The organism is Shewanella scandinavica (genome assembly GCF_031932065.1).
Classification (GTDB): domain Bacteria; phylum Pseudomonadota; class Gammaproteobacteria; order Enterobacterales; family Shewanellaceae; genus Shewanella; species Shewanella baltica.
In genome coordinates this window covers 19,651-32,155 of record NZ_JAUOES010000037.1, presented here as the reverse complement: position 1 = coordinate 32,155, position 12,505 = coordinate 19,651, and the positions used below count along the sequence as shown (strand labels likewise).

The following is a 12,505-nucleotide window of genomic DNA, read 5'->3' as shown; positions in this document are numbered from 1 at the left end:
CGCCATTTATAGAAATTGCAAGACTGTATAGGCATGGTGTCACCTTATTAAAAAATGGTGATAACGATTGGACCACATACGCAAAACATACAAAGAAAACTGCAATTTTTTGTTATAGAGAAAAAATTGCAAGAGGTTTTGATTTATGTGGGGCAGATCACTGGGGAAAAACAAAAGCGAAGATTAGAACAATGCTTTTGCCTAGAGCGAATCAATTACTCCAACTCGCAAGTGTAAAGCGAATGCTGGCTGATGCACTTGTCATAGGTCAAAGAGTTCTTTTGGCTGGGAGCTTCGTATTTTGGTATGAAGAAAAAGGTAATATTGGATGGTGTATAAAGGAAGCTAGCGATTCCGATTCTGCTAAAAAAGGTCATACTTTATGGCGACAAGGTAAAATCTTATCAAAAAATCATGGAAGAATCGTTGTGTTCCCATACATTAAAGAAAATGGTGAAGGAGTTCTTGGTCATACAAAAAATGCACCTAATGATGGTAAAGCACTCCCCAGACACCCAGATGATTTCGTAGAACTTCCATTTGAGGTTCTAGAGGATGATTTGATGATTGGGCTATTTGGAGAGCTACGATATGAATGAAGCTTGCAATGTTATAATTAAAGGTGTGGATATTTTTAAAATAAACTTTTAAATTATTAGGTTATGTATAGTGGCCAGCAAATCATCGGTCCCTTTAACGACAAATCCACCCATAAAAACGCCTGCGATTGCAGGCGTTTTTGTTTATGTCTATTCGTTTTGCTTTTATGCGCTAGAGCGCTTTAAAAGCGGACTACTTTTTAATCCATTTGCCTTTGGCATCTTGCACATAGTTGCCTTTATCTGTGGCGGCTATGGCTTTTTCACCGGCGAGTTTAGCGACGTCGGCAGGGGAGAGTTTGTTCTTCTTGGCAATGGTTTCGTAGTGGGCGCGACGTTTGTTATTTACGTCGTCCATCACGGCTTTAGCTTCGGGATTGGCTTGCACTAATCCTAAGTAGCCGTTGGCTTGTTCGCCTAAATAGCCCTGTGATTTAGCATCTTGAAGTGACATGGCAAAAGCACTGAGGCTTAAGACGCTGAGGGTTAATAGCAATAATAACTTTGTTTTTAGTCGGATTGATTTCATGGTGATTCCTCAATTCTTAATCAATTAGAACAGCTTATCGTCTGACAGGAGTTGATCTAATTCCTTATCCACTTTGATCCGTATCTCATGTTCAATTTTCACATTGAGATTGATCACGATAGGTTTATCCGGCGGTTCTATTTTTACTGTGGGCGCACAGCCCTGCAATGCGGCGAGTGCGAACAATGCGACAAGCGCGCTTCGGGCACCTATGCTAACTTGCTGTAATTGAATTATCTTCACTGAGGTTTCCTTGTTACTTCACTGATTTTTCGATTCTGTCCTGCAAGTCATTACCAATTTGCAGACTTCTAAATAATTGCAGCATGTTCTCTTCATGAGAGTAATTCAAGTGAATAGGACGTTCAACCCCTTGGCTGCGGCCTTTCACTTCGACGAGTAGCTTAGCATCACCGGTTTGGTCCATGTCAAAGCTGCTCGATAATTGACTGTATTGTAAGTGTTCTAGCGTCGAAAAGACAAAGTCTAGGTATGGCTGGGATTGGCGCATTTGTTCAACCGCGGGATTACCCGAAATGGCGATTAAGCCGCCGGGGGCGCGGGCGGCGAGTTGACCGCCTGTGATCGACACTTTGCCGTTGATTAAATCGACGGGTAATACGCCATCAAATATGCCATCGGCATAGACGCCAATTTGCGGTTGAATGCGCAGAACCTCTTCCAGACTCATGGCCTGCAGCAGCAGATACGCATGGGATTTATCCTGCAATTTCAGATTAAATTCTGGTAGCAGGAACTGGCCGCTGAGTACTTTACCTTTGGCGGTCATGGAAACATCGGTATCACTTAAGCCTGTGAGTTGCTGTATCCAATTGTCGGGCAGCTTCTCGGCATCTTTACCAAGGGCGATATCGGCTTCCACTTCGATATCGGTCAGTGGAAAGCCAGGATCAAACAGGTTAAAGGTCATCAGTGTCTGCGGACAATTGAGCTTACTGAGACTGCTAAAATAGCCTTTATCCTGCGGTTTTTTATGAGACTGGCCCCAAGTAAACTCACATTGCGCCTGCAGTTTCCCTCCCTCAAAGGTGGTGTCCTTATAAAAACCTTCAAGTTCAGTCATCGACTGAGTAATTTGCATGGCAAATTGGGTCTGATCGCGCTGTTGGGTTAAATTAAACTGTGCCTGTAATTGGTTATGACCCGTGACATTAAGCTCAGCAGGCAAGGGCTGGGTTTGATTGAGCAAGGACAGCGCCTCTGTCATGCTAGTGTCGACAACCCATTGACCCGTCAGCACTAGAGGTTTGCTCGCAGTGGCAAAGTTCAGCTTGTGTTGGCTTTGCAGCTCAACAGTGCCCACTTGCCAGTGCTCATCACCAAAGAGCGTGTTATTTTTCCAATTTAAGCTTTGTGCCAGTGTTAACTTGTCTAGCTTAAGTACGGTTTCTTTGCGGCTGCGACCTTTGCTGCTGAGTTGCTTTTCGATATTGAGCTGATTGGCTTGCCATTCAAGCTGATTCTGCCAAGTGGCTGCGAGCAACGAGTCGAGTGGGGCTTCGACCTCGGGCTTAAACTCAAATGACATGGCTTTTTGGAATGCAATCGAGAAACTGCCCGCGCTCATATCGGTTTTAGTTGTGATGCTCGTGTTTGTGCTTTTGTCAGCGCTAGCTTCTGTCACTTTCGTTTCAACAGCAGTTGTTTCAGCCTTTTTTGTTTCAACAACAGCCGTTTCAGTAACAACCGTCTGTGTGGTTTGCGAAAAATGCAGCTGCTCCAGAGCCAAGGTCAAAGGCGGTAAGGCCAGTGTTAATTGGTTTGCAGTATCGGACGCGGGCACTGAAGTTTGTGCTGAGCTGATACTTGAGCTGGTATTTGAGTTGCGCTGCGAGCTGACGGTAAGCGGCGCAAGGGCGTTTATTGTGATACTGCCAAGGCTCACATCGGCATGTTTAGCCGCATTGTTATCTTGAGCGCTTAACTGTTTAAGCTCGCCCACAGTGAACTGCAGCGTGTCGCCGGCATTTTGCTGTGTTTGGGTCGCAGCGCCGATAGGCGTCGTAATGAATTGCCAGTCGGTTGAGCTTGGCGTTTGATTAAAGCTCAATTTGCCCGCAGTGGTTAACTGGCTGCTATTCCAGCTGAGATCTTGGGGAATATTCGCCCACAATTCAGATAATTGCAGTGAACTGGTTTGTTTAGTGTTAAGGCGCCAATCTGTTTTGAAGGACAGCGCTTCGGCGGACTTGACCACTTCAACATTGGTCAAATCGATTTGAGTATCGAGTTTACTGCCTAAGGTTTTTAGCTCAATTCGGGGAAGCTTGAAACTAAGCGGCTTACTTTCAAGCGGCTCATTCTTAAGCGGTTGACTCTGTGCATCTTGATGGATTGGTGTCAGCGGATAATGCAGGGCTTCACTTAATGTCAGCGCGATCCCCACTGGTGCATCTGTGCTTTTGAGCCCAGATAGCAGCTTAGCGATTTGACCCGCTGTCTGATCAGGCGCTTGCTCCGAAGCGGGCTTGGCTGCTGACTGGGTTAAAGGTTGAGACGAAGGCTGAGTTAAAGGTTTAGCCAGCGTCTCATCGAGCAGCTGCATCAATCGCTGTTGCTGGGCGGCATTTGGCGTCAAGGCTAAGGTCAAGGGCTCAAGGCTTAGGTCAAGTTCGGCTAAATGTCCGGCAATTTGAAATTCGAGAGCAGGTTTTGGCGCAAGTTCTAGCGCCGCCAACCGATTAAAAGTCAGCTTAGGATCAATTAACTGGTGCTGGCTGATAAGCTCGCCCGAGGTCAATGTGATACGACTGTCGGACACTAATTGACCTTGTAGATCAATCGCTAACGCTTGCCACTCTTTATCAAGCTTAGTTAACGGGCTCAGCACACTGTCTTGCGCTTGCCTCAGGCTGATTTGATGCAAGCTTGTAAGCAGCGGCGCGAGTGCAATTTGACTTGCCAGTTGCCACTGTTGGGCTGCGAGTGTGGCTTTGAGTTTGGCGATGCTTTCACCTTCGTGGCTAAACTCGCTGTTGATTTCCTCCGCGCCGTTAAGGCTCAACTTGTCCATCACCAAACGATAGGCGGGTAAATCGTTTTGGGTGTCGAGATGGTGAGCTTTGAGAATAAGGCTGGTTTTACCGATATCGATAAGGGGTAATGATTTGATATCTAAGGCCAAGGCCGGGCCTTGTTCATCGATGGCATTTCGATTGGGTAAAAATAGCGATTCTCCTAACTCGACTTCAATATCACCTGTGGAGATTTGGGTGAGTTTTTGAGTGAGGTAAGCGATTTGGCTGAACTGTTTCAGCTCGGCAAAACTTTGCGGCCAGTCAAGTTTTAGCTGGATGTTCACATCATTAAGCGTGATATGGCTATCATGCACCCTAAGATTGGCAGAAGTAATGCGCCAATGTTCTAACTGACTTTCCCCTAATTCAATGTCAATCAGTTCGCTGTCCATGCCTACGAGGGCAAAGTTTGCCGCCTGCATGATCAGTTTTTCAGCCTGGGTATTCACAATCCAAACAGTTAACGCCACCCCCGCCAAGATTCCCGTTAAGCTGGTCGCCAATAAAGTCTTTTTCAGGGGGAATTTACGGCGGCTTTGTGTTGCAACATGAGTATCCGTCCCAGAACCTGCAGCACCTCTGTGAGGGCCAGCGGATGTCTCCGTTGCCTCGTGTTGAGGTGCCTTGCTATCAGAAGCACTGCTACGGCTTGGTTTGTTGTGGATTGGCATTGGGTTCGATTTCTTTCCTTCTTCACTGAGCCCTGATCAAACTCGTGCCTTAGCATTGCACAAATACACTCACGCCTGCTTTGCATCGGCATTTTTGCTGAGGTACTTTTTTAGCAACCGTCTTTAGTCATTGACTTTAGAAGCCGTTTTCTTAGCCGCTGTCGCAGCGTGCACGAGCATCAGAGGCAGTTTAACACTCAAGGGCTTAGCTGACTAATGTGAAAGGATCATCGAATAGACAAGAGCCTGCTGTCAATAGTTGAAGCTTTACAGGCTCTTGTACCTAATCTGTTATTCGATCTAGCGAATAGGGCTAAATAACTCTTGGTGAGTGAATTGGCGCTAGCTAAACATCTGCGCGGCAATCACCACGATGCCGCAAAGTGTGGCGAGCAGTAAGGCAAACTTACCGCCCGCGACCCGATATCCCGTCGGCATATTGGCCGCATCTCGCGTCTGGCGCTGTGTCCACACCATGGCTACAGGCAAAAAGATGGCGAGGATCACCAGCGCAATCGCCGCGTAACCTAGGGCTGTGATAAAACCTTGGGGGTAGAATAGGGCAAAACCTAAGGGCGGTAAAAAGGTGATGGCAGCGGTTAGGCTACGACCAGAAAAATCATCCTCTCGTCTTAAGGTCGAGGCCATAAAATCGAACAAGCCTAAACTCACCCCTAAAAATGAAGTAGCAAGAGCGAGATCGGCAAACAAACTGATCGCACTGCTTAAGTACTCGCTGTGCAGTACGCTCGCTAGTTGATTGATAAAGCTCGATAAGCTCTGATTTTCGAGCAATTGGCTTTGGCTCAGTACACCTTGGCTACCTACTTGCCACAAAAGATAAATGACCAGTGGTAAAGCGGAGCCGAGTAGCATGATCCTGCGCAGGGCTTTGACCTCAACCCCTAAGTAGCGCACCACTGAGGGAATCGACCCGTGAAAACCAAAGGAGGTAAAAATCACCGGAATAGCCGTGATAATTAGGCCTTGGTTGAGTGGGAGTTCGAGCAAATGTGGGCTTTCTACCTGCGGCAGTAACAAGGCCAACATAAGCAGTAATGCCAATAGCTTAAGCGCAAACAAACCGCGGTTGATAAGGTCCACACAGTGAGTTCCCATGCCCACAATCGCCCCAATCAGCAGGGTAAACAGGATGGCGCCCGCCTGTGGTGGCAAACTTAGCCCTAGCCAAGTGCTCAGCTTTTGGTTCACTTGCTCACCGCCACCGGCAATGTAGGCGGCGCAAAGGGCGTACAGTAAAAACATCAAGGCGCTATTGGCGATCAACTGGCCCTTACGACCCAATAAGCGTTGCGCCAAGTGATTAAGGCTGGCATCGCTGGGGGCGAATTGATGGATTTCCACCATAAGCAGTGCCGTGTAGGCCATTAGCGCCCACAGGATCAACATGATGGTGGAGGACGTGACAAAACCAAGTCCCGCCGATGCGATAGGCAAAGCCAGCATACCCGCGCCGATTGTGGTGCCTGCGATAAGCAGCAGACTGCCGAAAATTTTATTCTGTGTCATAACATGATCTCAAAAGCGTGTTGCAATAAAATGAGCTAAAGATTTGATCCTAAAGCAACTGTCTTAAAGGATTTTGATGCGCTTCAAGCACAAAATGATTTAAGCAAATGAGACAGTGGCGCTCAGCGGATCCGAAAGGATATGGCCACAATGGAAGGTCAGGCGAGGGAGCCTATCTATGCCATTGCGGCTACAGATAGGGAGTATAAAATGCTGTGAAACACATAAAACTTGCCTTAGCGTGTGTTGAGTAAAAACGGATAAGTGTTTTCATGCCTTGCCTTCATAACCTAACGGCAACGGAGGCTACCATAGGGAGTTGAGGTGTACTTGTCAACCATTACAACAGTATTTTGTTTGTTTTTTGTCATATGGCTAAGCTGAAAGACATGCCTAACTCACACTGAGTTTATGGTTAACGAGAGGAAGTAAAGAGGAGTTAGCTAGATTTATGCCAAGATAAAAAATGCCGCAGACTTGGCTTAAGTGTGCGGCATTTCTAGATGTAAGCGACCAGCGTGATATCAGAGCCAGTGAGCCGTTTCTGCTTTGCTATGCAGTGCCTTTTCATGTCTTGCCAGCAAGTTTGCGGTGATGTCACTGAGGCTTAAGTCTTGATCTTCAAGCAATACCAGCAAGTGATAGATAAGATCTGAGGCTTCGTTAACTAACTCTTCTTTATCGTGGGTCGCAGCGGCAAGGGCGGTTTCAAGGCCTTCTTCTCCGACCTTTTGGGCGATGCGTTTCGTGCCACGTGCAAATAAAGACGCTGTATAGCTGGAATCGGCATTTTGCCCTTTACGCGAGGTGATTAAGCTGGCGAGGTTGTTCAAAAATGGGTGCGCATTGTCATCTAACCAGCAACTTTCGGTGCCTTTGTGACAGGTTGGGCCATTGGGAATAACTTGCATTAACAGGCTGTCGTTATCGCAGTCTTTATCGATGGCCACCAACTTTAAGGTATTGCCCGAGGTTTCACCCTTAGTCCACAAGCGCTGTTTTGAGCGGCTGAAAAAGGTCACATCACCTGTGCTTAAGGTTTTTTCCAGCGCGGCCTTATCCATATAACCGAGCATTAATACCTTGCCCGATAAGTGATTTTGGATCACGGCAGGAATAAGTCCATCCTGTTTGTCCCAATCCAGCTCGCTAAAATCTGACTTAGTGTTTGTTTGCGTTGACATAGTATTCACTCTTAATTTATTGATGCTTTTTAGCGGCATATTCGGGTTGCTTGCTCATGCTCTTACTGTAGCGGCAGGCGCATTAGCTCGCTATAAACGATTGACCGCGAGCGTCTAATTGCAATAGCTAGCGCCTAATCGCAATGCCTTCGGCCGCTAAATAGGCTTTTAACTCACCAATGTTGATAATCGCCTTGTGGAATACGCTCGCTGCCAGCGCCGCATCGACCTTGGCTTCAATAAATACATCGCGGAAATGCGCCATAGTCCCAGCGCCGCCCGAGGCAATTAAAGGCACGTCGCAGATGGCGCGAACAAGACTTAACTGCTTGATATCGTAACCGCCGCGCACGCCGTCTTGGTTCATCACATTGAGCACGATTTCACCACAACCTCGTTTTTGCACTTCTTCAACCCAGTCTTGGGTAAACCACTGCGTATCCTTAGTTGCCGCTTCATCGCCAGTAAATTGCTTTACCTTATAGCTGTTGCTGGTGGCATCGAAAAAGGAGTCGATGCCAATCACGATACACTGGCGGCCGAACTCGTCCTGCAGGCGCGAGATTAAACTTGGATCGGTTAAGGCGGGCGAGTTAATCGAAATCTTATCCGCCCCAAAGGCTAATAATTCTCGGGCTTGGCTAATGGTTTTAATGCCACCTGCCACGCAGAAGGGAATATCAATCTGCTCGGCCACGCGGCTCACCCAAGATTTATCGACCACACGTTCGTGGGCGCTGGCGGTAATGTCATAAAACACCAGCTCATCGGCGCCTTCTTCGGCATAACGCGCTGCTAAGGGCACGATATCACCAACAATTTCGTGGTTACGAAACTGTACGCCTTTCACTACTTTACCGTCTTTCACATCTAAACAGGGGACTAGTCGTTTGGCCAGCATTGGATTGCCTCCACCACGTTAAACTGATTGATAAGCAAGGCTTTGCCTATAATGATGCCCGCAGCACCGCTATCACGCACGGCGCTCACATCCTCAAGGGTCGCAATACCGCCGGAGGCTTGCCAAGCGATATCGGGATAGGTTGCAGCAATTTCTTGATAAAGCGCGGTATTTGCGCCTGTTAGGGTGCCGTCACGGCTAATGTCTGTCACTAGCGCATGCTTTAAGCCGACCGTGCTAAAGGTTTCTACAAGGGATTCTAAACTCTTACCACCGCCACTTTGCCAACCGGATACGGCGACAATTTTCTCACCGCTCTGGTTGATATTGACATCGAGTGCGAGGCAAATCGCTTCGCTGCCGTATTTGATAAACCATTGTTTGACTAACTCAGGTTCTTTCACCGCCAGTGATCCAATCACCACGCGTTTTACGCCGATATCTAATAATTCAGTGACTTGCTCTTCTGTGCGAATCCCACCGCCAACTTGAATATTAGCGTTTAGTCCCGCCACGAGTTGACTGATAAGGAGAGTTTGGCGTTTACTGGGATCTTTCGCGCCTGTTAAATCAACGATATGCAACCACTTCGCGCCTTGAGCCTCATAGGATTGCAGCTGCGCCAAAGGACTTAAATCAAAGGTGGTCTGCTGGCCGTAATCACCTTGATAGAGGCGGACGACATTGCCATCAATTAAATCAATTGCAGGAATAATCATAAGCTTAGATCCTTGATTGATTTGTTTATAAGTGATTTATTAATAACTGGTTTTTTGATGAGTAATTTATTCATTGGTCAGCCTTATTTGCACCCGCTTGTCCATCAGCAGAGCTGCTTTGCAGCGCTTTTTTCATCAGAGCTTTGTTCATCTGTAACTCGTCCATCTGTAAAAAGTTACGCAGAATTTGCGCGCCCACGGCGGCACTTTTTTCGGGGTGGAACTGCACGCCCATAAAGTTGCCTTTGCCGATGGCGGCGCTAAAGCCTTCACCATAGGTACATTCGGCTAAGGTGAATTCACTCAACGGCGCGCGGTAACTGTGGACGAAATACACATAGCTGCCATCTTCAATACCCGCAAACAGCGGGTGAACGTTAGGGCTGTTGGCGCCTTGTGAGTTTGTCGTGAGCTTAAGTTGGTTCCAGCCCATGTGTGGCAAAGGTAAGCCTTCAGCTTTGAGTAACTGCGTATCCAGTTCACAAATGTCGGTTGGGATTATGCCTAAGCACTCGCAATCTTGACCTTTGCCGCCGCGCTCCTTAGAAATCGCCGCCAACATTTGCATGCCAAGACATACGCCCAGCATAGGTTGAGTCAGGCCTTGGATGAGTTCGACTAGGCCTTTTTCATGTAAGGACGCCATGGCGACACCCGCTGTGCCTACACCCGGCAGTACCACGCGTTTTGCCGCTTTGATTTTGGCTTTATCATCTGTGACCAATACCTTAGCGCCTAAACGCTCGAAGGCGAAACGTACTGAACTTAAATTGGCGCAGCCCGTGTCTATGATGACGGTTTCAGCATCTGATGATTCATTTGCTGTTATTTGCGGGCTAGCTGTTAATTGCTGACTAGCTGTTAATAGAGTGTCTTGTTGCATCCTAACCTCTTAAACGATTTATGCTGATGCCTTAAAGTACGCCTTTGCTCGATGGCAGAATATCGCCTTCGACTTTAACCGCTTGGCGCAGCGCGCGGCCGAGCACTTTAAACAGGGCTTCGACCTTGTGGTGATCGTTATCACCTTCGGTCGACACATGCAGCGTACAGCGCAGGCCATCGGCAAAGGAGCGGAAAAAGTGTGGTACCATTTCAGTGGCCATTTCACCGACGTGCTCGCGTTCAAAATCGGCCGAGAATTTGATAAAAGGACGACCAGAGATATCCAGCAGACATTCGCCCTTGGCTTCGTCCATCGGCAGACTAAAGCCGAAACGGGCAATGCCGCGTTTGTCACCGAGCGCTTGGCGCAGGGCATCACCTATGGCTAGCGCAGTGTCTTCGACGCTGTGGTGATCGTCGATTTCTAAATCGCCATCGACTGTCACATCCATTCTAAAATTACCGTGGGTGGCAATTTGATCGAGCATATGATCGAAAAAGCCAATGCCAGTGTCGATTTTGCCTTTGACTGAACTGTCGAGGTCCACAGTCACACGAATATCGGTTTCTTTGGTGGTGCGCACAACCGTCGCGGTGCGGCCTTTATTGAGCAGTGCATCGGCGATGGCGTTCCAGCCCAAAGTGTCGCGTTGATATTTCAGGCTTTTAATGCCCATGGCATTGCCCAGTTCCACATCGGTCTCGCGATCACCAATCACAGCTGATTGGGTGAAATCGATACAGCCTTGGGTGAGATAGTCTTTTACTAGCCCAAGCTTAGGTTTACGGCAGCTGCAATTTTCATCGTTAAAGTGCGGGCAAATCACCACATCTTCAAAGTTCACCCCTTGGCTTTTGAGGATTTGCATCATCATATTGTGGGGCGCGTCGAAATCTTCCTGCGGGAAAGACGGTGTGCCAAGGCCATCTTGATTGCTGACCATGACTAAACGAAATCCCGCCTTTTGCAGACGTAGCAAAGCGGGGATCACCTGTGGCTCAAACACTAATTTCGCTAGGCTATCGACCTGTTTGTCGGTGACGGGCTCTTCAATCAAGGTGCCATCGCGGTCGATAAACAGAATTTTTTGTGCAACGTTTGGGATAAATTGTGGGTTCATGGCTCTACCTTCAAATTCAATTCGTTTAGCTAATGCTTAAGCTGATGTTACCTTCAACGCGGCATTCGCTTTTTATTGGTTTTATTAGTTTTTATGTTCAGTTACTTATTATTCGTTTCTGGTGACTGCTCAGTGCGCTGCGATTCAAATAAATTCACTAACACATCGGTATCCGCCTTTGAACTAAAGCTAAAGCGGATAGCCTTGGCAAGCCTTGGATCTTTGTAGGCGCGGGCAACAACACCGCTGCCTTGCAGTAACGCTGCGACCTTGGCGACATCATCAAATTCAGCCAGCACATAATTGCCGTTAGGCTTAAGCACGCGGGCGCGAGAATCTGAGCTATTCGATTTTGAACAATAAGCGCTGATCGCCGCGGTGAGTCTGGCGCCCTGCTCATTTAATTGTGCAACTTGCACTTTCATCCGCGTAACGCCAGCGCTTGATAGCGCCTGTGTGGCGACCTCACTCACTGGCAGCGGCACAGGATAGGGCGCTATCACGCGCATAATAATTTCGACTACGGCCTCGTTTGCTAGCATAAAACCACAGCGTGCACCGGCGAGTGCAAAAGCTTTTGATAGGGTGCGCAGTACCACTAGATTCGGATAGCTTTCCAGTAAATCCGCCACACTGTATTCAGGGCAAAACTCAATATAGGCCTCATCGATCACCACAAGCGAATCGGGCAGGGCTTTGATCGCTTGCTCGATAATGGCTTTGTCGATCACAGTCCCAGTCGGATTATTGGGATTACAGATAAACACCAGTTTTGCGCCGCGAACGTCCTCGGCATAGCTTGTCGGCAAGCCATATTCCGCGCTGAGAGTTAACGCTTTAACGCCCACATTAAAGGTGTTCGCACTGATGGCATACATGCCGTACGTCGGGCCAAAGCAGGCAATGTTGTCGACGCCTGGAATACAAAAGGCGCGAATTAACAGTTCTATCGCTTCATCGGCGCCGCGGCTGGCGACTATCTTGCTGGCGCTTACGCCGCTGTATTCGCTGTAGGCATTGATAAGCTGCGGCGGTTGGCATTCTGGGTAACGATTCAATTTCGATAAATCGAGCGCAGCCGTATCGACATTATTAAACGGCGATTCGTTGGCATTGATCCAAATATCACCACGACCGCCCAGTCTGCGAGCACTCTGATAGGGCGTTAAATCCAGTAATTCAGGGCGCGCTAGGCGCTCGGCTAAATTTAGCGACGCCGATTGCGCTAACGTTGATGGTGCTAACGTCGATGCTAATGCTGTGGGTTCTGCTGTCTTTTCCATGCTGCTCACTTGGCTCATTTTCTTCACTCACATCTATTTTCAATC

At 48.0% G+C, this 12,505-nt stretch carries 11 protein-coding genes; 1 reads left to right on the top strand and 10 read right to left on the bottom strand.

Annotated features, from left to right (window positions below):
- Positions 1 to 599: hypothetical protein (locus tag Q4Q50_RS20840; RefSeq protein WP_311900935.1), on the top strand; the 599-nt coding region annotated here is incomplete at its 5' end.
- Positions 600 to 792: 193 nt separating this feature from the next.
- Here the strand turns inward: Q4Q50_RS20840 and Q4Q50_RS20835 are convergent.
- From Q4Q50_RS20835 to hisC, 10 genes are all read right to left on the bottom strand, one after another.
- Positions 793 to 1,128, bottom strand: a complete 336-nt coding sequence (locus tag Q4Q50_RS20835; protein WP_006081899.1) for a YdbL family probable chaperone protein — start codon at positions 1,126 to 1,128, stop codon at positions 793 to 795.
- Between the two features lie 24 nt (positions 1,129 to 1,152).
- A complete protein-coding gene (locus Q4Q50_RS20830; protein ID WP_107404411.1) occupies positions 1,153 to 1,371 on the bottom strand; it encodes a YnbE family lipoprotein in 219 nt (72 codons plus the stop codon).
- Between the two features lie 13 nt (positions 1,372 to 1,384).
- Positions 1,385 to 4,837: an intermembrane phospholipid transport YdbH family protein gene (locus tag Q4Q50_RS20825; protein WP_311900933.1), complete on the bottom strand. Its 3,453-nt coding sequence runs from the start codon at positions 4,835 to 4,837 to the stop codon at positions 1,385 to 1,387.
- 342 nt (positions 4,838 to 5,179) lie between these two features.
- Positions 5,180 to 6,367, bottom strand: coding sequence for an aromatic amino acid transport family protein (locus Q4Q50_RS20820; RefSeq protein WP_311900931.1), 1,188 nt, complete (start codon positions 6,365 to 6,367; stop codon positions 5,180 to 5,182).
- A gap of 524 nt (positions 6,368 to 6,891) precedes the next feature.
- Complete coding sequence (gene hisIE / locus Q4Q50_RS20815; protein WP_311900929.1) at positions 6,892 to 7,551, bottom strand: bifunctional phosphoribosyl-AMP cyclohydrolase/phosphoribosyl-ATP diphosphatase HisIE; 660 nt, start codon at positions 7,549 to 7,551, stop codon at positions 6,892 to 6,894.
- Positions 7,552 to 7,678: 127 nt separating this feature from the next.
- On the bottom strand, positions 7,679 to 8,452 hold the full coding sequence (gene hisF / locus Q4Q50_RS20810; RefSeq protein ID WP_006081894.1) for an imidazole glycerol phosphate synthase subunit HisF: 774 nt from the start codon (positions 8,450 to 8,452) through the stop codon (positions 7,679 to 7,681).
- On the bottom strand, positions 8,434 to 9,171 hold the full coding sequence (gene hisA, locus Q4Q50_RS20805) for a 1-(5-phosphoribosyl)-5-[(5-phosphoribosylamino)methylideneamino]imidazole-4-carboxamide isomerase (RefSeq protein WP_311900928.1): 738 nt from the start codon (positions 9,169 to 9,171) through the stop codon (positions 8,434 to 8,436). The genes hisF and hisA overlap by 19 nt, the downstream gene beginning before the upstream one ends.
- 70 nt (positions 9,172 to 9,241) lie before the next feature.
- Positions 9,242 to 10,054: an imidazole glycerol phosphate synthase subunit HisH gene (gene hisH, locus Q4Q50_RS20800; protein WP_311900927.1), complete on the bottom strand. Its 813-nt coding sequence runs from the start codon at positions 10,052 to 10,054 to the stop codon at positions 9,242 to 9,244.
- Positions 10,055 to 10,085: 31 nt separating this feature from the next.
- Positions 10,086 to 11,177: a bifunctional histidinol-phosphatase/imidazoleglycerol-phosphate dehydratase HisB gene (gene hisB / locus Q4Q50_RS20795; protein WP_311900926.1), complete on the bottom strand. Its 1,092-nt coding sequence runs from the start codon at positions 11,175 to 11,177 to the stop codon at positions 10,086 to 10,088.
- A 101-nt stretch (positions 11,178 to 11,278) separates the two neighbouring features.
- Positions 11,279 to 12,478, bottom strand: a complete 1,200-nt coding sequence (hisC, locus tag Q4Q50_RS20790) for a histidinol-phosphate transaminase (RefSeq protein ID WP_311900925.1) — start codon at positions 12,476 to 12,478, stop codon at positions 11,279 to 11,281.
- Positions 12,479 to 12,505 lie beyond the last annotated feature (27 nt).

What these genes read in the sequence shown, in the direction of transcription:
- Q4Q50_RS20835 (WP_006081899.1), bottom strand. Translation starts at nt 1,128, where the DNA reads ATGAAATCAATCCGACTAAAAACAAAGTTATTATTGCTATTAACCCTC.
- Q4Q50_RS20825 (WP_311900933.1), bottom strand. Translation starts at nt 4,837, where the DNA reads ATGCCAATCCACAACAAACCAAGCCGTAGCAGTGCTTCTGATAGCAAG.
- Q4Q50_RS20820 (WP_311900931.1), bottom strand. Translation starts at nt 6,367, where the DNA reads ATGACACAGAATAAAATTTTCGGCAGTCTGCTGCTTATCGCAGGCACC.
- hisIE (WP_311900929.1), bottom strand. Translation starts at nt 7,551, where the DNA reads ATGTCAACGCAAACAAACACTAAGTCAGATTTTAGCGAGCTGGATTGG.
- hisF (WP_006081894.1), bottom strand. Translation starts at nt 8,452, where the DNA reads ATGCTGGCCAAACGACTAGTCCCCTGTTTAGATGTGAAAGACGGTAAA.
- hisA (WP_311900928.1), bottom strand. Translation starts at nt 9,171, where the DNA reads ATGATTATTCCTGCAATTGATTTAATTGATGGCAATGTCGTCCGCCTC.
- hisH (WP_311900927.1), bottom strand. Translation starts at nt 10,054, where the DNA reads ATGCAACAAGACACTCTATTAACAGCTAGTCAGCAATTAACAGCTAGC.
- hisB (WP_311900926.1), bottom strand. Translation starts at nt 11,177, where the DNA reads ATGAACCCACAATTTATCCCAAACGTTGCACAAAAAATTCTGTTTATC.
- hisC (WP_311900925.1), bottom strand. Translation starts at nt 12,478, where the DNA reads ATGAGCCAAGTGAGCAGCATGGAAAAGACAGCAGAACCCACAGCATTA.